Raw genomic sequence first — 18,516 nt, 5'->3', positions numbered from 1 at the left:
TTCAGCGGCCGTTCTCGCCGGCGATGCGCTCGTGGTGGTGGATGACCTCGGCGATGATGAAGGTGAGGAACTTCTCCGCGAACGCCGGGTCGAGGTGGCTCTCCTCGGCAAGGCCCCGCAGCCGCTGGATCTGCTCGCGCTCGCGCTCCGGGTCGGCCGGCGGGAGCCCGTGCTCCGCCTTCAGCGCCCCCACCTGCTGCGTGAACTTGAACCGCTCGGCGAGCATGTGGATGACCGCCGCGTCGATGTTGTCGATGCTCTGGCGGATGCTCTGGAGCTGCTGGAGTGCGGCCTCCGTGTCGCTGATGTCGGGCATGCTCCGACCCTACCGGGCGGAGCATGCCCGCACCGTCACAGGCTGGGCGCCGGCTCCGCGAGCACCCGGGTCAGCACCGGCCGCGTCGCGCGCAGGGCCGCCCAGACCAGCAGGATGCCGGTCGCGAGGCATCCCGCGACCGTCGCCAGGGTCAGCGGTGAGATCAGGAGGCTGAGGCCGGTGAGCGGGAACAGCACGACCGCCGCCGTCACGGCCGAGCCGATCGAGGTGATGCGCAGCGGCGAGAGGACCGCGCGACCGCGGGCCGCGTTCATCTCGGCGACCGGCATCCCGATGCGGTCGAGGCTCACGTAGAGGTCGCGGCGGTCGAGGACGGCGGCCGCCTGGTTCACGCCGGCCGAGCACGCCACCATCAGGAAGGAGGCGACGATCGTGATCAGCACGCCGGTGCGGATGTCGGCGACGAGCATCCGGGACTGCGCGTCCGCGCTGCCGGCGGCCGCATCCATCACCGCGACGCCGACCCCCGCCACGACGGCGACGAAGCTCGTCATCGCCACGCCGGAGACCTGCCGCCAGGCGGCCTTGGGCGACTCCAGGATGCTGCGCGCCGCGAGCAGGCGCCGCGCGGTCCTGGCGCGGCGGGCCTGCCCCGAGGCGACCACCCGCAGCACCCACGGCCCGATCAGGTTGAGCACCGCGACCGTCCCGCCGAAGCCGACGGCGAGCACGGTCACCAGGATGCCGACGCCGGGCGCAGCGGAGACCACGGACATGGCGCCGGCGACGAGCGCGACGACCGCGATCGCGACGACGACGCGCACCCAGCGCACGCGCGGCGCCTGCTGCCGGGTGCGCACGCCGAGCGGCGACAGGATGACGCCGCGGAGACCGACGACCGCGCTCACGGCGGCGAGCATGCCGACGCCGATCACCGCGAGCGCGACCCAGGCGGGTCCGAGCAGCACGGAGAACCCGAGCGGTTCGCCGCGGAACGGGATCAGTGCCACCAGCGGGGAGGCGGCCAGTGCGACGACCGCTCCGGCCAGCGCACCCGCGACCGCGAGCACGGTCGACTCGATCACGGTGAGGGCCGTCACCATCCCGGGCGTCGCGCCGAGCAGGCGCAGACCGGCCAGCCGGTCGTCGCGGCGGCGGGCGGAGAGGCGCGCGGCCGAGCCGCCGAGGGCCACGAGCGGCACGATCAGCAGCGAGAGGGCGACGACGGCGAGCACCTGGTACAGCCCCGCCATGTCGTCGGTCCAGGTGAAGAACGACTGCGCGCCGCCGGCGACGATGAGCAGCAGGGCGGTCACGACCGCGAACGCGACGACCGGCAGCACGACTGTGGAGCGGGCGGAGGCGCTGCGCCGTGCGAACAGCCAGGCCAGGCGGAGCGTGGTCATCGCGACACCACCTCGTCGACGATCCGGCCGTCCGCGAGCCGCAGCACGCGGGAGCAGCGGGAGGCCACGGTCTCGTCGTGGGTGACCACCACGAGCGAGCGGCCGCGGTCGGTGGTGGAGCGGATGAGCGCATCCATCACCTCCGCCGAGGTCTGCGAGTCGAGCGCGCCGGTCGGCTCGTCGGCGAACACCACCGCGGCGCCCGTGGTCTGCGCCCGGGCGATCGCCACCCGCTGCGCCTGGCCTCCGGAGAGCTGCCCGATGCGCCGCGCCTCGAAGCCGGCGAGCCCGAGCGCGGCGAGCCACATGCTCGCGGTCTGCTCGGCGGCCCTGCGGTCGACGCCGTTCAGCATGAGCGGGAGCGCGACATTCTCGAGCGCGGTCAGCTCGGGGAGCAGCAGGCCCTGCTGGAACACGAAGCCGAAGGCCTCGCGCCGCAGCCGGGAGCGTCCGCGCTCGTCGAGGCCGGTGACCTCGACCGGGCCGTGCGGGGTCGCGAGCACGACGGAGCCGCTGTCGGGGGCGACGATGCCGGCAAGGCAGTGCAGCAAGGTGGTCTTGCCGGAGCCGGAGGCGCCCATGATCGCCACCGACTCCCCGGGGGCGATGCGGAAGTCGACGCCCGCGAGGGCGACCGAACTGCCGTAGGACTTGGTGAGCGCGCCCGCGGAGAGGGCGGGCGCTGCGGCGGATGCTGAGGTCATGCCCCCAGCCTCGCGGCCGGGCGCCTCCGGCGGCATCGGGCGGGAGGCCCATCCTCGCGCCGGGTCCTCATCCTCGGGAGGTGGTCCCCAGGTACGACCGGCTCAGGTACGACCGCTCAGCTCGTGGCGACGCGCCCGACCTTCTCGGTCTTGTCCCATTTGGCCTCGGTGCCGGCCAGCTCCTTGAGGTAGGAGTCGAACGTGATCGCGCACAGCAGCGAGCCGTACCCGGCGAGGTAGATGAGCGCCGGCGCGAGCCAGCGACCGGCGCGCGTCCGCTCGGCCTTGCGGGCGAGCCACGCGACGACCATCGAGAACGGGATCCAGATGTAGATCGCGAGCGTGATCGCGAACAGGGCGGGACCGTCGAGTGCGACCCCGAACAGGCCGGGCAGCCAGACCAGCATCACCGGCGGGAACAGCGCCGTCACCATGACCAGCATGTTGACGATCCCGGGGAACAGCAGCACATGCCCGAGGGTGTGCTTGGTCGTCGCTCCGTCGGTCTGCGAGCCCAGTATCAGCACGAACAGGTACGCCAGCGCCGCCGAGATCCACAACACGCGGAAGACGTTGGTGGCGAGCTCGTCCTGCAGGAACAGCAGCCCGGCGAGCCCCACCGACGACAGGATCATGATGAGCGGGAGCAGCCACAGGCTGAACCACACGATCCCGAAGCTGACGCCGCCCAGGTGGTGCTTCCGCGACGGCCGGAACCAGACCTTCGCGTAGCGGGCGGTAACGGTGACGTTGCCGCGCGCCCAGCGCAGCCGCTGCTTCCACAGTGCGTCGACGCGGTTCGGCTCCTCCGCCAGCACGTGCGCGTGCGGCTCGAAGACCACCTTCTTGCCGAGCAGCTGGGTCTCGAACGTGGTGATCGTGTCCTCCGCGAGCGACGACGTGTCGATGCGGCCGCCGATCGCGATCAGGTTCTCGCGGGTGTGCAGCTGGGCGCCGCCGGCGAGGCACGCCTGCGCCCCCAGCACGTTCTGCGCGCGGCGCGCGGCGGGCTGCGAGAGCACGTACTCCACCCCGACGAACTTGGTGAGGTAGTTGCGCTCGGTGCTGCCCTCTCGGATGTAGGCGGACACGGCGCCGACCTCCGGGTCGGCCAGGTGCCGGGTCATGCGGCGGAGGGAGTCCGGCAGGTAGATGACGTCGGCGTCCATGATCAGGAGCGCCTCCATCCAGTCGTCCTCCAGCACGCGGGCGATGCCGTGGTTGAGGGTGTGCGCCTTGCCCTGGCCGCCCTGCTCGCGGCGGAGCAGGAACACGTTGCCGGGGTACCGCTCGGCACGGTCGCGCACGACGACCGGGGTGTCGTCGGTGCTGGCGTCGTCGACGACGTAGATGCGCAGCGCCTCGCGCGGGTAGTCCAGCTTCATCAACCGGTCGATGGATGCGCCGATCACGGCGCCCTCGTTCCAGGCCGGCACGATGATGGCGACGCGGGGGAGGTACGGCGCGGCCTTCTTGTAGTGGTTGATCCAGGCGTGGAACGGGATGACGACGAAGGTCGCGGCCGCCGCGATCACCGGGATGAGGCCGGAGAGCGCGAGGATCAGGCACACGACCACGCCGATCCAGTGCAGCACGGTGAGAACGTCCACCCGAAGACCTCCCTGTTCTACCCTGCACCCTACCGTGCAGGGCGAGCCCGCAGACGGCAACAGGCCCCGGCGGTGCCGGGGCCTGTTCGCGGGCGGAAGGCGGCCCGCGCTACCGCCGCTGGGTGGGGAGAGCCCCGCCCGCGGCAAGTCGCATCAGGTCGGAGCCGAGGTCGATGCCCAGCTCATTGCCGCCGGCGGAGCCGAACTCGTGCTGGTAGCTGTCCCACGAGGTGTCGGTGATCTTGGCCTCCACCTCCGACTCCATCAGCACGACCAGCTCGCGCGCGGCCCGGTCGATGCGCTTGCCGAGGGACTTGTCCTGCCAGTCCTCGGTGGACGCGAAGACCGAGGTCGGCGCGGTCATGGTGCGGAGGAAGGCGAACAGCGACCGCATCTCGCCGTCGACCACCAGGGCGTGGCGGGCCGTGCCGGCGGTGGCGCCGAGCACGACCGGCTTCGCGATCAGGAGGTCGTTGTCGAGCACCTGGAAGAACGAGGTGAACAGCCCGCTCGGGCCGGCCTTGTAGACCGGGGCCGTCGCGATGATGCCGTCGGCCTCCTTCAGCGCCTCGATCGCCTTGGTGAACTTCGGGCCGAGGTGCCCGGACGCGAGGGCCGCGCCGAGCTCCGGCAGCAGCTCCCGCAGGTCCAGGTTGAGCGTCTGTACCGTGTGTCCGTCGCGCTGAGCCGCGGCCTCCACGCGCAGGGCGAGGCGGTCGGCGAGCATCTTCGTCGACGACGGGTCGCTGACGCCCGCGTTGACGACGACGACGCGGAACGGCCGCGGGTCGGATGTGGTCATGGTCTGTCCTTCTCTCGAGTCTCGGACTGCTGTCGAATCCCAGGCTTCCGGCGTCAGAGCGACGGGTAGCTGGCCTGGAACTGCTCCTCGGTGTCCTGGTAGGGGGACGCGCCGGTGACGTTGTCGCCGCGGTTGGCGTTCGGGCGCGGCTGGCGCGGCGCGCTGTCGCCGTACTTGGCCTTCACGAGCGACTCGTGGGTGGGCGCGTCCGGGGTCTCCGGGTCCTTGCGGGCCTCGGTCTCCTTGCGCAGCACGGGGATTACGTGCTCGCCGAGCAGGTCGAGCTGCTCGAGCACCGTCTTCAGCGGGAGGCCGGCGTGGTCCATCAGGAACAGCTGGCGCTGGTAGTCGCCCGCCCACTCGCGGAAGGTCAGCGTCTTGTCGATGACCTCCTGCGGGCTGCCGACGGTCAGCGGGGTCGCGTCCGTGAACTCCTCCATCGTCGGGCCGTTGCCGTAGACGGGGGCCTCGTTGAAGTACGGGCGGAACTGGTCCTTCGCGTCCTGCGAGTTCTTCGCGATGAACGCCTGGCCGCCCAGGCCGACGATCGCCTGCTTAGCGGTGCCGTGGCCGTAGTGCTCGAAGCGCTCACGGTAGAAGGCGATCAGCCGCTGGTAGTGCTCCTTCGGCCAGAAGATGTTGTTGGCGAAGAAGCCGTTGCCGTAGAACGCGGCCTGCTCGGCGATCTCCGGGGTGCGGATGCTGCCGTGCCAGACGAACGGGGGGACGTCGTCGAGCGGGCGCGGGGTGGAGGTGAAGCCCTGCAGCGGGGTGCGGAAGCGTCCCTCCCAGTCCACGACGTCCTCGTGCCACAGCCGGTGCAGCAGGTTGTAGTTCTCGAGGGCGAGCGGCAGGCTCTGGCGGATGTCCTGGCCGAACCACGGGTAGACCGGGCCGGTGTTGCCGCGGCCGATCATGAGGTCCATGCGGCCCTTCGACAGGTGCTGCAGCATCGCGTACTCCTCGGCGATGCGCACCGGGTCGTTCGTGGTGATCAGCGTGGTCGAGGTGGTCACCGTGAGCTTCTCGGTGAGCGCCGCGATGTGCGAGAGCAGGGTCGTGGGGGACGACGAGAAGAAGGGCGGGTTGTGGTGCTCGCCGATCGCGAAGACGTCGAGTCCGACCTCCTCCGCGTGCTTCGCGATCTTCACGATCGCGTCGATGCGCTCCGCCTCGCTCGGCGTCTCACCGGAGACCGGGTCCCGGGTGATGTCGCTGACGGAGAAGATTCCGTACTGCATGTCTGGCTCCTCTGATTGTTCTCGCCGTTTCTATGCAAACGCATATAACGCGAGGCGGGCCGAAGTATTCCCATCCTCGTCCCAGCTGCCCGTAACGGGTAGGGCGGCCGCGCGACTGCGGTCGTTCGGAACGATTGCGGCTGCGCGACAGCCCGCAGTTGTTCCGAACGACCGCAGTCGCAGACGAATGAGCAGGTCAGAGCGCCTGCGGGTCGAGGTTCAGCGACTGGTCTTGCAGCAGGTTGAGGGCGCCGTCGTACGCACGACCGCTGGGGTTCAGCCAGAGCAGGTCCTGCGAGGTGATACCGAACCGCTGCGCGACGCCGTCGAACGTGTCCCCGGTCGCCACGACATACCGGGCTGGAGCACCCGACGGTGTCGTCTCCGGCACGCGCCCGGCCGCGCCCGCTCGCTCGCCGCCGTCGACCGGATGGACGTTGGTCGCACGCTCGGGGATCGACCAGCGGACCGTGTTCACGGCGAGCACCTTGCCCGGGCCGAGCTCCACCGGGACGCCGTCGGCCGACGCGGCGGAGGAGTAGGTCACGAGGGTGCCGAGATACGACGGGTTGCCGACGTAGCCGAGCGGGGCGGTCGAGGCGGCGGCCGTGCCGGTCGTCGGACCGCCGAGCGTGTGGTCGGCGACGCCGTGCCAGGTGAGACCGTCGCCGACCTGCGGAGGGACGTCGATGAGCGTGACCGAGACGGGGATCGGGACGGTCGACGTGAAGCCGGAGTACTGGATCGAGTACGTGTTGTCGCCGTTCGACACGATCCGGTAGTGGAAGTGGATGCTGCCCTTCGGCGACGCCACGCTCGCCTCGGCGACCGCGGTGCCCGACGGGACGGGGGTCAGCGTCGGCGGCGGACCCGGCGGAGTCGTCGGCGTCGGCGTCGCGGTGGGCGTCGGCGTCACCGGTGCGGAGTGCGTCGGCTTCGGCTTGGCGGTCGTGTGCCGAGCGACCGGCTTCGCCTGCGCCCCTCCGTCGAAGAGCGCGCACCCCGACAGCGCGACGGCGAGCGCGACGAGCATCCCTGCGGCGGCCGCGCTGCGGGCTCGCCTGATCGTTCGAACCATGTTCCCCCCTCCGGGAACGCTACCAAATCCGCGGTGGCCGGATCTCAGCCATTCGTGTCCGATTCCCGCGCGCGGGGGGTCGGTGGCTGCCGCTAGCGTCGAATCGTGAAGATCGCCGTGCAGTTCTCCGCCATGGGGCTCATCTGGGGCGCCAGCTTCCTGTTCATGAAGGTGGCGCTCGAGGGCGTCGCGTTCGGCCAGGTGGCGTGGGCGCGGCTGGTCTTCGGGGCGGCGACGCTCGGCGTGATCGCGCTCGTGACGCGTGTGCGGTTTCCGCGGGAGCCGATCGTCTGGCTGCACTTCACCGTCGTCGCCATCACCTACTGCGTCATCCCGTACCTGCTGTTCGCCTGGGCCGAGCAGTACGTCTCGTCCAGCCTCGCGAGCATCTACAACGCCGTGACGCCGATCACCACCGCGATCCTGGCCACCGCCGCGTTCCGGGTCGAGAAGCTGAACCGCGACCAGGTGCTCGGGGTGCTGGTCGGGGTCGTCGGCGTCGTCGTGGTCGTCGGCCCGTGGGCGGTGGATGCGCTGGCCGGCAGCCTGTGGGGCCAGCTCGCGTGCCTCGGCGCGGTCACCTGCTACGGGTTCAGTTTCGGCTACATCCGCCGGTTCATCAGCCCGCGCGAGGTGTCCGCGACCGCGAGCGCGTTCCTGAACATCGGGCTCGCGGCGGTCATCATGCTGCTGCTCACGCCGGTCGTCGCGTGGCATCCCATCTCGTTCAGCTGGCCGGTGCTGCTGTCCCTGCTCGCGCTCGGCGCGCTCGGTACGGGCGTCGTGTACATCTGGAACATGAACGTGCTGCGCGCGTGGGGCCCGACCGCCACGTCGGGCGTCACCTACGTCACCCCCGTGGTGGGCGTGGCGCTGGGCATCCTCGTCCTCGGCGAGCACCTGACCTGGAACGAGCCCGTCGGAGCGGCGATCGTGCTGGCGGGCATCCTGCTGACGCAACAGCGGGTGCGCCTGTTCACGCGCCGGCAGGCCGAGATCGCCGCGCAGGAGGCCGCCGCGCGCTAGGTGTGCCGCTTCAGGAACGCGAGCGTCGCATCCAGCGCCTGGTGCGCCTCGTCGAACCTCAGGTGGAACTGGAACTCGTGCGGCAGTGGCGGTTCGTGGTTGGCCGGCCAGAACAGCTCCGTCACGTCCACTCCCTTGCCGCGCAGTGTCGTCGCCATCGGCACCGACTGCGACCAGGTGAGGCCGTCGCCGTTGCCGCCGGAGATGTAGGTGGGCGGGAAGTCGCCGGTGACGTGCCGGATGGTGGACATCGTCGAGCCGACGTACGTCTGCGACCAGTTCTTGTCGCCGCCGTACGACCAGAGCGCCGTCTTGAAGCCCCAGGCCAGGATGCCGTCCAGCGTCGACAGCGCCCCCAGGTCGTACACGCCGCAGGTGAGCACCACGGCGGCCAGCTGCTCGCGCCGCAGCGACGGTCGGATGCCGAGAAGGTGCGCGTACTCCGGGCTCGTGGTGAGCACGGCCAGCTGGCTGGCGAGCTGCGACCCGGCCGAGTCGCCGGCGAGGACGATCCGCTCGCGGTCGATCCCGAGCTCGTCGGCGTGGGCGTCGAGGTGGGCGAGGGCCGTGTTCAGCTGCTCCACCGCGGTCGGGTACGACGCCTCCGGCCCGAGCGTGTAGTTGAGCCCGACCGTCGCGTACCCGTGTGAAGCCAGGATGCGCAGGTACGGCTCGACGTCCTTGCTGGCGCCCGAGATCCACGCGCCGCCGTGGATCCACACGACGGCCGGCAGCGGGCCGCCCTCGCACTCCGACCGGAACAGGTCGAACGTCGTGTCGGGCGTGCCGGGCGCATACCGCAGCCCGGTCCGCGCGGTCACGCCGCCGGTCGGGACGAACGGCTCCATCTCGGCGACCGTCTCGGCGGCGCCCTTCTCGAAGACGCGACGGATCACCAGCGCAGACGGCCACGGCGTGGAGCGTGCGAGTCCGGCCGCGACGCCCGCGGCGGCGAGCGCGCCTCCGATGATCCCCGCCGCCCGGCGCGCCCGTGTCATCCCCACACCGTATCGCGCCGTCAGCTCCTGAGTTTTTCGACCTCGGAGCGGCGTGTCGGCCCGAAGAACTCAGGAGCTGACGGCTTGGGGCGTGGGCGGGTCAGGCGACCGTCGGGCCGAAGTGCTCGGGGAGGGTGGAGCGGTGCACGCCGCGCAGCTCCTCGACGCCGATGGTGAAGAGGTCCTGCACCTCGAGCACCGGCTGGGCGCCGACCTCGGCGTCGGTGACGCCGATGCGGAGGACCGGGATGCCGCGTCCCTCGCACAGGCCGCGGAACTTCACGTCGTCCTCGCGCGGCACGCTCACGATCACGCGGGCGGTCGACTCCGAGAAGAGCGCGGTCGCCGCGTCCACGCCGTCCCGCTCCTCGATCTCGGTCAGCCAGACGCGCGCGCCGACGCCGAAGCGCATGACGCTCTCGGCGAGGGCCTGCGCGAGGCCGCCGTCGGCGAGGTCGTGCGCCGACGAGATGAGCCCCTCCTGCGCGGCCGCGTGCAGCGCCTCCGCGAGCGAGCGCTCGGCGGCGAGGTCGACCGCCGGCGGGTGACCGCCCAGGTGACCGTGGATGGTGCCCGCCCACGCCGAGCCGTCCAGCTCCTCGCGGGTGATGCCGAGGAGGTAGATGTTCTCGCCCTCGTCCTGCCAGCCGCTCGGGATGCGGCGCGCGACGTCGTCGATCACGCCGAGCACGCCGACGACGGGAGTCGGGAAGATGGGGGTGTCGCCGGTCTGGTTGTAGAACGACACGTTGCCGCCGGTGACCGGGATCTCGAGCTCGAGGCAGGCGTCGGAGAGGCCCTCGACCGCCTGCGAGAACTGCCACATGACCTCGGGGTTCTCCGGGCTGCCGAAGTTGAGGCAGTCGGTGACGGCGACCGGGACGGCGCCGGAGGCGGCGACGTTGCGGTACGCCTCGGCGAGGGCGAGCTGCGCGCCCTGCTTCGGGTCGAGCTGGCAGTAGCGGCCGTTGGCGTCGGTCGCGATGGCGAAGCCGAGGCCCGACTCCTCGTCGACCCGGATCATGCCCGCGTCGTCCGGGAACGCGAGCGCGGTGTTGCCGCCGACGAAGTAGTCGTACTGGTCGGTGACCCATCCCTTGTCGGCCAGGTTGGCGCTGCCCAGCAGGGCGAGCGTCTGCTCGCGCAGGGCGTCGCCGGTCGTGGGCCGGCCGAGCACGGAGGCCGAGTCGTCCTGGAGGGCGTCGATCCACGTCGGGTAGGCGACGGGTCGCTCGTACACCGGACCGTCGACCGCGACCGTGCGCGGGTCGACGTTGACGATCTCCTCGCCCTTCCAGTTGATGACGAGACGCCCGGTCTCGGTGACCTCGCCCAGCACGCTGGTCTCGACGTCCCACTTGGCGGTCACGGCGAGGAAGGCGTCGAGCAGCTCGGGCCTGACCACCGCCATCATGCGCTCCTGGCTCTCCGACATGAGGATCTCCTCCGCCGTGAGGCTCGGGTCACGCAGCAGCACCTTGTCGAGCTCGATGAACATCCCGCCGTCGCCGTTGGACGCGAGCTCGCTGGTCGCGCACGAGATGCCGGCGGCGCCCAGGTCCTGAATGCCCTCGACCAGCTTGTCGCGGAACAGTTCGAGGCAGCACTCGATGAGCACCTTCTCGGCGAACGGGTCGCCGACCTGCACGGCCGGACGCTTGGTCGGGCCGCCCGCGGAGAACGTGTCGGAGGCCAGGATGCTGGCCCCGCCGATCCCGTCGCCGCCGGTGCGGGCGCCGAACAGCACGACCTTGTTTCCCGCGCCGGACGCGTTGGCCAGGTGCAGGTCCTCGTGGCGGAGCACGCCGACCGAGAGCGCGTTGACCAGTGGGTTGCCCTGGTACACCGGGTCGAAGTAGGTCTCGCCGCCGATGTTCGGCAGGCCGAGGCAGTTGCCGTAGAACGAGATGCCGGAGACGACGCCGTGCACGACGCGTGCGGTGTCCGGGTTGTCGATGGCGCCGAAGCGCAGCTGGTCCATCACCGCGACCGGACGGGCGCCCATCGAGATGATGTCGCGCACGATTCCGCCGACGCCGGTCGCGGCGCCCTGGAACGGCTCGATGTACGAGGGGTGGTTGTGCGACTCCACCTTGAAGGTGACCGCCCAGCCCTCGCCGACGTCGACCACGCCCGCGTTCTCACCCATGCCGACCATGAGGTTCTTCTTCATCGCCGGGCTGACCTTCTGGCCGAACTGGCGCAGGTAGATCTTGGACGACTTGTAGGAGCAGTGCTCCGACCACATCACCGAGTACATCGCCAGCTCGCCGCTGGTGGGGCGGCGGCCGAGGATCTCGCGGATGCGCGCGTACTCGTCCTCCTTGAGCCCGAGCGCCGCGAACGGCTGCTCCCGCTCCGGGGTCTCGATCGCGTTCGCGACGGTGTCGACGACGTGCGTGGTGGTGGTGTCGGTCACGCGGGCACTCCTGGCTGGGCGGGGCAGGCGGGGGATGGGCTCCAGTCTACCGGGCGCATCGCCGGGGTCAGGCCGGGCAGGAGTCGAGCGGGATGGAGGAGGACGGCCCGACCTGGATCCACTCGACGCGCCCCTCGATGACCATGAAGACCATCCACGTGCCCTGGGGATCCTGGACGCCGTACTGCGCGAAGGTCCCGTAGTCCCGGGTCATGGCGATGCCGGGGTAGGCCGCGAGCAGGTCGTTCTTCGAGGAGCCGACGCCGATCCCCTGCGCTGTGTGCGGGGTCGCGACGTCGCGGTCGCCGTCGACGGAGAACTTGTAGCCCAGCAGGACCTCGCTTACGGCCAGCGTTCCGGTGTCCTGGGCGAAGAGCTTGACGCGCAGGCCATCGGGCGTGACCAGGGAGAGGTTCCGCGGACGGCACTGCGCGTCGGTCTCATCGGACCAGGTGGGCACCTGCGCGGGCACGTCCACGATGCTCGCACCGAGGGCGAGCGGTCCGACGCCGTCGAACCCGATCAGCCAGTTGGCCGGGTCGTCCGGGTCCTTCGCCGGCGCCGTCTCGGTGGGCGTAGCCGTCGGGGTGGGTGTCGGCGTCTCCGTCACCGTGGGCGTCGGCGTGGAGGTCGGGGCGGCGGCCGGCTGCGGGTCGAGCAGGCCGGTGCCCAGAGCGTAGGCGACGCTGCCGCCGGAGATCGACACAGCCAGCACGACGAGCGTGGCGATGAGTGCGGTCCGCTTGCGTCCGGTGGCCCGGCCGGGGTGCGCCTCGGCGTTGGCGACCATCAGGTCTCGGATGGCGGCCTTCCGGCGCGGGTCGAAGGTGGGCTCGGTCATCGCTCTCCTCCTTCGTTGATCGGGTCGGCGTTCATGAGTTCGGTCAGGCGCGCCTTGGCGCGGGACAGGCGCGATTTCACGGTCCCGGGGGCGACGCCGAGCGCAGCGGCGGCCTCGGTGGTGCTGAGCTCCTCCAGCACGCAGAGGGTGACGATGTCCTGGTCGCGTTTCGGCAGTCGCGCGAGCGCGGCGCGCAGCGCGGTGCGGCGCGCGTCGCGGTCGATGCGGTCGTCCACGACGTCCGCGTGGTCCGGCGCATTCTCCGGGGGCGGCAGCTGCTGCAGCCCCTCCCGGTAGCGCCGGGAGGCACGCACGAAGTTGCGGAACACGAAGTTCGTCGTGACCAGCAGCCAGGCGACGACCGAGTCGTCGACGACGCGCATCGCGTCCCGGCGCCGCCAGGCCTCCAGGAAGACGACGGCGACGATGTCCTCGGCGTCGTGCAGCGACGCGGTCAGCCGCATCGCCTGCCGGAACACGCGGTCGTGGTGCAGGTCGAACAGGGCGCCGAACGCGTCCGCGTCACCGTCGCGAACGCGTTCGAGCACCGCCGGCTCATCGATTTGGATTCCCCTCACACTCTGTAGTGTCCCGGGCCGGGCGACCGGTTCCCAAACTCTACGAAGTCGTGCGTCCCCGCCCCCGACGCCAACAGCTCCTGAGTTCTTCGACCGACACGCCGGGCGTGACTCGAAGAACTCAGGAGCTGTTGGCTGGGGGCCGGGTCAGGCCTCGACGAGAGCGGAGCGGATGACCGAGGTGAAGAAGGTGAGGCCGTCGGTGCCGGAGCGCATCGCGTCGTGGGTGTCGGGGCCGAAACCCGGCTCCACCGCGTGCTCGGGGTGCGGCATGAGGCCGACCACGTTGCCCCGCTCGTTGCGGACGCCCGCGATGTCGTTCAGGGAGCCGTTCGGGTTGACGTCCTTGTAGCGGAAGACGACCATCCCCTCGCCCTCGAGCCGGTCGAGCTCTTCGGCCGACGCGATGAAGCCGCCCTCGCCGTTCTTCAGCGGGATGACGATCTCCTGGCCCTGCTCGAACCCGGTCGTCCACGGGGTGGCGGCGTTCTCGACGGTCAGGTGCTGGTCGCGGCGGATGAAGTTGCCGTGGTCGTTGCGGATCAGGCCGCCGGCGACGAGGTGCGCCTCGGCGAGCATCTGGAAGCCGTTGCAGATGCCGAGCACCGGCATGCCCTTGCCCGCCGCGTCCACGACCTCGGTCATGATCGGCGAGAGGGAGGCGATGGCGCCGCAGCGCAGGTAGTCGCCGTAGGAGAAGCCCCCGGGGAGCACCAGGGCGTCGACGCCCTTCAGGTCGTGCTCGCCGTGCCACAGCGCGACCGGCTCGGCGCCGGCGAGCCGGACGGCGCGGAGCGCGTCGCGGTCGTCGAGCGAACCGGGGAAGGTGATGACGCCGATGCGCATCAGGCGTCGACCTCGGCGGGGTAGTGGATGCCCACCACGTCCTCGATCACGGAGTTGGAGAGGATCTCGCCCGCGATCTCCTCGACCGTCGCGCGCACCTCGTCGTCGATCGGCCCGTCGACGGTCAGCTCGAAGCGCTTGCCGACGCGGACGCCGGTGACCCGGCCGCGGCCGGTCCGGGCGAGCGCGCCCGCGACGGCCTTGCCCTGAGGGTCGAGCAGCTCGGCCTTCGGCATCACTTCAACAACGATGGTCGGCACGGGGACACTCCGCTCACTCGGGCGACAAGGGTGGGGTTTCCCGACGATTCTACCGTGCGGAGACGGTGGCCGGTTCCGGTGCGGCGACCGCGGCGGCGTGCGCGACGGCGCGGTCCTCGAGCGCCGCCCGCAGCCTCCGGAACAGGGCGGAGGAGGCGGCGCCGGGCCAGTCGGCGGGGAGGGCTGCAGAGGGCAGGCCCGGGTCGCGGTACGGGATGATGCGCCACTCGTCGAGCACGCGGATCCACAGGGCGAACGCGGCGGCGTCGTCGGCGGGAGGTGTCTCGGCCGCCGCGCCGAACCGGGCGAGGAAGCCGTCGTGCGCCGCCCGGATCGCGGGGAGGTCGTACCAGCGCGCCAGCCCCGCGGCGAGATCGCCGTGCGGGAGCGCGCCCGAGAAGAGCGCGACGGCCGGTGCCCCCGCGCCCTGGATGGCGCCCCCGAGGCCGGCTACCACCGACGCGAGCTCGTCCTCCAGTGCGGACGGTGCGATCCAGAGCCCGTCGGCGACGGCGCCGCAGCCCAGCGAGGCGAGCCGGCGGCGCAGCCGGTCGCGAGCACCGCGCCCGTGCTCCGGGAACGACAGCGACAGCAGGCACCACGTGGGCGCCTCCACGCGCTCGCCGAAGATGCGCGCGTCCCCGCGCTCCAGCATCGCGTGGGCGGCGGGGTCTATCGCGTACCCGGCGACGCCATCGCGCGGCTCGCGCCGGAGCACCCCGCGCGAGCACAACCGGGCGAGGCCGGAGCGTGCGGTCGCCGCGGGAACGCCGAGCGCATCCATCAGCCGGACCGCCCCGGCCGCGCTCATCCACCCGCCGATGGGCCGCAGAACGCTGCCGACGACGGTCCGCAGGAGCGCCGCGGCGCTGCCGCTGCTCGCCTCCAGGTCGTCGCGGGCCGGCCCGTCAGTCATGCGTGAGGAGCTCGCCCAGGACATCGCGCACGGCGGCCATCCCGGCGCAGACCTCCTCGAAGCTCGTGCTCAGCGGCGACAAGCCGACGCGCAGGCCGTCGGGGTCGCGGTAGTCCGGGATGACGTCGCGCTGCCAGAGCAGCTCCGTCACCCGGCGCATGGCCGGGTGGCTGAGGGTGATGTGGCCGCCGCGCCGCTCCGGGTCGCGCGGGCTGGCGAGGGTCACCCCGAGCGGCGTCAGCCACTCGTCGGCGAGCGCGATGGCGAACTCCGTCAGTGCGACCGACTTCGCCCGCACCGCGTCGATGCCCGCCTCGCCGATCATGTCGACGGTGTCGCGCATGGCGAGCATCCCGACCACCGGCGGCGTGCCGCTGAGGAAGCGCCGGACACCGTCGGCGGGGACGTACTCGGGTCCCATCAGGAAGACGTCGCGCACGCCCATCCAGCCCTGGATCGGCTGGGTGAGTTCCGGGATGAGCCGCGCGTTCACGTAGCCGAGCGCCGGGGAGCCGGGGCCGCCGTTGAGGTACTTGTAGGTGCAGCCGACGGCGAGGTCGACGTCCGCCGCGTCCAGCTCGACCGGGACCGAGCCCGCGGAGTGGCAGAGGTCCCACAGCACGAGCGCGCCGGCGTCGTGGACGATGCGGGTGATCGTGGCGAGGTCGGCGAGGAATCCGGACCGGTACGCGACGTGGCTCAGCACCACCAGGGCGGTGTGCGGGCCGACCGCGGCGGCGACCTGCTCGGGGGTGACCCCGGCTTCGGTGTCGGCCTCGATCCAGACCAGGCGCAGTCCGCGCTCGCGCGCGATGCCGTCGAGCAGGTAGCGGTCGGTCGGGAAGTTGTCGGTGTCCAGCACGATCTCGCTGCGCTCCGGGAGGCTGTCGACCGCCGCGCGCGCCAGCTTGTAGAGCAGGACGGTCGTCGAGTCCCCGATGAACGTCTGCCCGGGGGCGGCACCGAGCGCCACACGGCCGAGCTCGTCGCCGATCGCGAAGGGCAGCTCCATCCATTCCTCGTCCCAGCCGCGGATGAGGCGGCCGCCCCAGCCGTTCACCAGGAACTCGTGGATGCGCTCGATGCTCGCACGGGTCGGGCGCCCCAGCGAGTTGCCGTCGAAGTAGGCGACGACGGAGCTGCTGCCGTCGTCGATCCCGGCGAAGCGGCGTCGGTAGGCGGCGAGCGGGTCGGCCGCGTCCCGCGCCCGCGCGGCGGTGAGCGGGTCGGGGGAGAGCGAGGCGGGCGGGGCGGGGTCGAAGTCGGTCATGCGCGTGCTCCGGTGGTGGTCGGACGGGTCATGGGCGAGCGGCGCCGGCGGCGAGGCGCGCGACCGTCAGGCCGCGGGCGGTCGCCAGCCAGTCGGGCAGCGCGTCCGGGTCGGACGGCGGGGCGGAGGGGACGAGCGCCAGGCGCGCTCCGATGGTCGGCGGGGTGCCGTCGTCGGGACGCCGGAGGCCGGCGATCGACCGCAGCAGCGCGTGCGCCGGGACGGCGGCGTCGAGCATCCCGCGCAGCTCCCGGGCGTTCACGCCGACGGGGAGTGGGCCGTTGCCGAGGTCGGTGCCGTAGAGCACGTGTCCGCCGGCGCGGGCGAACCGGCCGAGGTTGTCGGAGGCGATGGCGTGCTGCTCGGTCGGCTCGCCCCAGCCGTGGATGTCGAGCGTGCTGACCCAGGTGACGCCGCGGCGGACGCACTCGGCGATCAGGTCGTCGCCGACCCGCTCGGTGAACGGGGTGTGGGCGAGCTGGTCGGCGCCGGCGGCGACCGCCCGCGCGGTCTGGCCCTCGCCCTGGACGTGCACCGTCACGGGGACGCCCTGGGCGTGCGACTCCCTCACAATTCCGAGAAGGACGCGGTCATCCACAGTTTCGCCGGCCTCGGTGTTGAGGGTGACCTTGATGCGGGAGGCTCCCAGCATGACATTCGCCCGCACCGCCAGCCGCGCCTCCCGCTCGCCGCCGACCTCCGTCGAGGAGCCCGGCGGTCCCCACCCGGCATTGACCGGGTAACCGCCCCGGCAGGTGAGGAGCGAGCCGACGATCGCGACGGACGGGCGGGTGAGGTCGTCCGTCAGCCAGCCGGCGGCCACCGCCGGCACCCAGCCGAGGTCGATCGCGTGCGTCACGCCGCCGGCGAAGACCGCGTGCTGGTCGGTCAGGCCGAGGTGGACGTGGTGGTCGGTCAGGCGCGGGAAGAGCGTGCCGTCGATGCGCAGGTGGCGGCCGTCCGCGGCCGCCCGTGCGGGGACGCGGTCGTCGTCGAGTGGATGCAAGCGCTCGCCGTCGCAGCGGAAGGTGGTCTCGCCGAGGAAGCGGTGGCCGGTCCAGACGGCGTCGACTGTGAGGTAGGTGTCGGCGCCGGGCGGTGTGGTCGCGCCGGACGGTGTGGTCGCGCCGGGCGGTGTGGCGGGAGTGGGCTCCGGCGTGCTCATGCGGGTGTCCCGATCTCGGTGCGGACGGCGTACAGCTCGGGGAAGAAGGTCAGCTCGAGTGCCTTCTGGAGGAAGCCGGCTCCGGAGGATCCGCCGGTTCCCGTCTTCATCCCGATCGTGCGCTGAACGGTCTTCAAGTGGCGGAAGCGCCAGAGCTGGAAGTTGTCCTCCAGATCGACGAACTCCTCGCAGGCCTCGTACTCGCGCCAGTGGTCCGCGGCGTGCTCGTAGATCTCGCGGAACACCGGCACGAGCTCCGGTGTGAAGACGTGGGCCTGGGTGACGTCCCGCTCCAGCAGAGCGCGCGGCACGGCGAAGCCGGCCCGGGCGAGGTACCGCAGGAACTCGTCGTAGATGCTGGGAGCCTCCAGCAGCGCGGCCAGCAGGGCGTGCGCGTCCGGGTCGCTCTCGAAGACGCTCAGCATGCGGCGGTTCTTGTTGCCGAGCACGAACTCGACCGCGCGGTACTGGTACGACTGGAAGCCCGACGAGTTGCCGAGGAACCCGCGGAACTCCGCGTATTCGGTCGGCGTCAGAGTCGCCAGCACCGACCACTGCTCGGTCAGGGTGCGCTGGATGTGCTTCACGCGGGCGATGCGCTTGAGGGCGGGCGAGAGGTCGTCCGCGCGCAGCAGGTCGCGGGCCGACTCCAGCTCGTGAAGTACCAGCTTCAGCCAGAGCTCGGTGGTCTGGTGCTGGATGATGAACAGCAGCTCGTCGTGGTGCGGCGGACGGCTCACCGGTCGCTGCGCGCTGAGCAGCGTCCCGAGGTCCAGGTAGGAGCCGTACGACATCCGCTCGCGGAAGTCGGTGACGATGTCGGGGTCGAACTCGCGGGTGTTGTCGCCATCCACCATGCTGCAATCTTCCGCCGACCGCCCGAAAAGTGCAACACCCTTCGCCGAGGTGCTCGCCGTTGCTGTCCCTCCCGGCGTGTCGCCCGCACTTGCGAGCACCTCGCGGCACCACGAAACGGGCCGGGCGCGGGACGAACGTTCACCCGCGCGTAACCGGGGGGTTGGGCGCGGTGCGTAGCGTGCACGTCGGAGCCCGTCGACCCCGGTCGGGCGGTGCTGCGG

The 18,516-nt window shown here is 71.6% G+C and carries 18 protein-coding genes; 1 reads left to right on the top strand and 17 read right to left on the bottom strand.

Annotation, left to right across the window (positions count from 1 at the left end; all coding sequences use genetic code 11):
• Position 1: 1 nt before the first annotated feature.
• From HNO83_RS06870 to HNO83_RS06840, 7 genes are all read right to left on the bottom strand, one after another.
• The gene (locus tag HNO83_RS06870; protein ID WP_175336784.1) at positions 2–316 is read right to left on the bottom strand and encodes a chorismate mutase; all 315 of its coding nucleotides are present in this window, start codon (positions 314–316) and stop codon (positions 2–4) included.
• Between the two features lie 35 nt (positions 317–351).
• Positions 352–1,683: an FtsX-like permease family protein gene (locus tag HNO83_RS06865; RefSeq protein ID WP_175336783.1), complete on the bottom strand. Its 1,332-nt coding sequence runs from the start codon at positions 1,681–1,683 to the stop codon at positions 352–354.
• Positions 1,680–2,387 carry an ABC transporter ATP-binding protein gene (locus HNO83_RS06860; protein ID WP_175336782.1) on the bottom strand — a complete coding sequence of 236 codons (708 nt, stop codon included), beginning with the start codon at positions 2,385–2,387 and terminating at the stop codon, positions 1,680–1,682. The genes HNO83_RS06865 and HNO83_RS06860 overlap by 4 nt, the downstream gene beginning before the upstream one ends.
• Before the next feature lie 116 nt (positions 2,388–2,503).
• Positions 2,504–3,982, bottom strand: a complete 1,479-nt coding sequence (locus tag HNO83_RS06855) for a glycosyltransferase (protein WP_175337012.1) — start codon at positions 3,980–3,982, stop codon at positions 2,504–2,506.
• Between the two features lie 124 nt (positions 3,983–4,106).
• Positions 4,107–4,799 (bottom strand): CE1759 family FMN reductase, encoded by a 693-nt coding sequence (locus HNO83_RS06850; protein ID WP_175336781.1) that lies wholly within the window; start codon positions 4,797–4,799, stop codon positions 4,107–4,109.
• A gap of 53 nt (positions 4,800–4,852) precedes the next feature.
• Positions 4,853–6,040 carry an LLM class flavin-dependent oxidoreductase gene (locus HNO83_RS06845; RefSeq protein WP_175336780.1) on the bottom strand — a complete coding sequence of 396 codons (1,188 nt, stop codon included), beginning with the start codon at positions 6,038–6,040 and terminating at the stop codon, positions 4,853–4,855.
• Positions 6,041–6,236: 196 nt separating this feature from the next.
• Positions 6,237–7,118, bottom strand: a complete 882-nt coding sequence (locus HNO83_RS06840; protein WP_249776558.1) for a LysM peptidoglycan-binding domain-containing protein — start codon at positions 7,116–7,118, stop codon at positions 6,237–6,239.
• Between the two features lie 105 nt (positions 7,119–7,223).
• Between HNO83_RS06840 and HNO83_RS06835 the strand changes: the two genes are divergently transcribed.
• The gene (locus HNO83_RS06835) at positions 7,224–8,144 is read left to right on the top strand and encodes a DMT family transporter (RefSeq protein ID WP_175336779.1); all 921 of its coding nucleotides are present in this window, start codon (positions 7,224–7,226) and stop codon (positions 8,142–8,144) included.
• Here HNO83_RS06835 and HNO83_RS06830 read toward each other — a convergent pair.
• The 10 genes from HNO83_RS06830 to kynA form a co-directional block, all read right to left on the bottom strand.
• Entirely contained in the window at positions 8,141–9,142 is a 1,002-nt protein-coding gene (locus tag HNO83_RS06830; RefSeq protein ID WP_175336778.1) for an alpha/beta hydrolase, read from the bottom strand. The genes HNO83_RS06835 and HNO83_RS06830 overlap by 4 nt on opposite strands.
• A 100-nt stretch (positions 9,143–9,242) precedes the next feature.
• Positions 9,243–11,561, bottom strand: coding sequence for a phosphoribosylformylglycinamidine synthase subunit PurL (gene purL, locus HNO83_RS06825; RefSeq protein ID WP_175336777.1), 2,319 nt, complete (start codon positions 11,559–11,561; stop codon positions 9,243–9,245).
• A 67-nt stretch (positions 11,562–11,628) separates the two neighbouring features.
• Positions 11,629–12,402, bottom strand: a complete 774-nt coding sequence (locus tag HNO83_RS06820) for a hypothetical protein (RefSeq protein WP_175336776.1) — start codon at positions 12,400–12,402, stop codon at positions 11,629–11,631.
• Complete coding sequence (locus tag HNO83_RS06815; RefSeq protein WP_175336775.1) at positions 12,399–12,950, bottom strand: RNA polymerase sigma factor; 552 nt, start codon at positions 12,948–12,950, stop codon at positions 12,399–12,401. Before HNO83_RS06815 ends, HNO83_RS06820 begins: the two co-directional genes overlap by 4 nt.
• A gap of 177 nt (positions 12,951–13,127) precedes the next feature.
• A complete protein-coding gene (purQ, locus tag HNO83_RS06810; protein WP_175336774.1) occupies positions 13,128–13,826 on the bottom strand; it encodes a phosphoribosylformylglycinamidine synthase subunit PurQ in 699 nt (232 codons plus the stop codon).
• Positions 13,826–14,086 carry a phosphoribosylformylglycinamidine synthase subunit PurS gene (gene purS / locus HNO83_RS06805; RefSeq protein WP_175336773.1) on the bottom strand — a complete coding sequence of 87 codons (261 nt, stop codon included), beginning with the start codon at positions 14,084–14,086 and terminating at the stop codon, positions 13,826–13,828. The genes purQ and purS overlap by 1 nt, the downstream gene beginning before the upstream one ends.
• Before the next feature lie 49 nt (positions 14,087–14,135).
• Positions 14,136–15,002, bottom strand: coding sequence for a PaaX family transcriptional regulator (locus tag HNO83_RS06800; protein WP_175336772.1), 867 nt, complete (start codon positions 15,000–15,002; stop codon positions 14,136–14,138).
• Complete coding sequence (locus HNO83_RS06795) at positions 14,995–16,272, bottom strand: kynureninase (RefSeq protein ID WP_175336771.1); 1,278 nt, start codon at positions 16,270–16,272, stop codon at positions 14,995–14,997. The genes HNO83_RS06800 and HNO83_RS06795 overlap by 8 nt, the downstream gene beginning before the upstream one ends.
• 28 nt (positions 16,273–16,300) lie before the next feature.
• A complete protein-coding gene (locus HNO83_RS06790) occupies positions 16,301–17,437 on the bottom strand; it encodes an amidohydrolase family protein (RefSeq protein WP_175336770.1) in 1,137 nt (378 codons plus the stop codon).
• Complete coding sequence (gene kynA / locus HNO83_RS06785) at positions 17,434–18,294, bottom strand: tryptophan 2,3-dioxygenase (RefSeq protein ID WP_175336769.1); 861 nt, start codon at positions 18,292–18,294, stop codon at positions 17,434–17,436. Before kynA ends, HNO83_RS06790 begins: the two co-directional genes overlap by 4 nt.
• Between the last annotated feature and the right edge of the window lie 222 nt (positions 18,295–18,516).

The organism is Leifsonia sp. C5G2 (genome assembly GCF_013359685.1).
Lineage (GTDB): Bacteria > Actinomycetota > Actinomycetes > Actinomycetales > Microbacteriaceae > Leifsonia.
Note: the sequence above shows the minus strand (reverse complement) of the source record. Positions and strands in the feature narration are given on the sequence as shown.

Excerpts from the sequence above, each read along its gene's own strand:
- HNO83_RS06870 (WP_175336784.1), bottom strand. The coding sequence starts at position 316 with ATGCCCGACATCAGCGACACGGAGGCCGCACTCCAGCAGCTCCAGAGC.
- HNO83_RS06865 (WP_175336783.1), bottom strand. The coding sequence starts at position 1,683 with ATGACCACGCTCCGCCTGGCCTGGCTGTTCGCACGGCGCAGCGCCTCC.
- HNO83_RS06860 (WP_175336782.1), bottom strand. The coding sequence starts at position 2,387 with ATGACCTCAGCATCCGCCGCAGCGCCCGCCCTCTCCGCGGGCGCGCTC.
- HNO83_RS06850 (WP_175336781.1), bottom strand. The coding sequence starts at position 4,799 with ATGACCACATCCGACCCGCGGCCGTTCCGCGTCGTCGTCGTCAACGCG.
- HNO83_RS06845 (WP_175336780.1), bottom strand. The coding sequence starts at position 6,040 with ATGCAGTACGGAATCTTCTCCGTCAGCGACATCACCCGGGACCCGGTC.
- HNO83_RS06840 (WP_249776558.1), bottom strand. The coding sequence starts at position 7,118 with ATGGTTCGAACGATCAGGCGAGCCCGCAGCGCGGCCGCCGCAGGGATG.
- HNO83_RS06830 (WP_175336778.1), bottom strand. The coding sequence starts at position 9,142 with ATGACACGGGCGCGCCGGGCGGCGGGGATCATCGGAGGCGCGCTCGCC.
- HNO83_RS06820 (WP_175336776.1), bottom strand. The coding sequence starts at position 12,402 with ATGACCGAGCCCACCTTCGACCCGCGCCGGAAGGCCGCCATCCGAGAC.
- purQ (WP_175336774.1), bottom strand. The coding sequence starts at position 13,826 with ATGCGCATCGGCGTCATCACCTTCCCCGGTTCGCTCGACGACCGCGAC.
- HNO83_RS06800 (WP_175336772.1), bottom strand. The coding sequence starts at position 15,002 with ATGACTGACGGGCCGGCCCGCGACGACCTGGAGGCGAGCAGCGGCAGC.
- HNO83_RS06795 (WP_175336771.1), bottom strand. The coding sequence starts at position 16,272 with ATGACCGACTTCGACCCCGCCCCGCCCGCCTCGCTCTCCCCCGACCCG.
- HNO83_RS06790 (WP_175336770.1), bottom strand. The coding sequence starts at position 17,437 with ATGAGCACGCCGGAGCCCACTCCCGCCACACCGCCCGGCGCGACCACA.
- kynA (WP_175336769.1), bottom strand. The coding sequence starts at position 18,294 with ATGGTGGATGGCGACAACACCCGCGAGTTCGACCCCGACATCGTCACC.